A 515-nucleotide genomic window follows, 5' to 3' on the forward strand; every position below is an offset into this window, starting at 1 on the left:
GCAGACTTCCGCGGTGAAGGCGGCAAGCACCAGCGACAGCGCAAGTGCCGCCGACACGAAGGACGACAGCCGGATGCCGATGAAGGGCAGGGCGTAGTAGATCAGGATCAGCACCACCAGGATCGGCAGCGCGCGGAACATGTCGATATAGAGCGTCGCCAGCCGTCTCACCGGCTTCGGCGCATAGAGCCGCACCAGGCAGATCGCCAGCCCGGCAATGGTGCCGAAGACGATCGCGGCGCAGCCGAGCAGGATGGTGTTGCCGAGCCCGCGGATGAGGATCGGAAACGATCGGACCAGGATGCCCCAGTTGAAGAAGGTATCGATCAGTTCCATCGCTTCACCGTCAAGGCAGCGTCAGACCTTGCGGCGTTCGCGCAGCCTAAGGGGTTGGAGATGAGGAGCGCCGGTCGCCGGCGCTCCTCCAAGGGCGTTTGATTAGCCGGCTTATTGCGGGATCGGTCCGGGCGTCACCGTGCTGGTCCCGGCCTCCGGATCGACGCCGAACCACTTCT

General features: G+C 64.5%; 1 protein-coding gene. It reads right to left on the reverse strand.

What is annotated here, in order from left to right:
* Positions 1 to 336 (reverse strand): ABC transporter permease subunit (locus EN818_RS30735; RefSeq protein WP_145972141.1); only part of this gene is annotated, 336 nt, incomplete at its 3' end.
* Positions 337 to 515: the final 179 nt, after the last annotated feature.

Source organism: Mesorhizobium sp. M3A.F.Ca.ET.175.01.1.1, assembly GCF_004791945.1.
GTDB lineage: Bacteria > Pseudomonadota > Alphaproteobacteria > Rhizobiales > Rhizobiaceae > Mesorhizobium.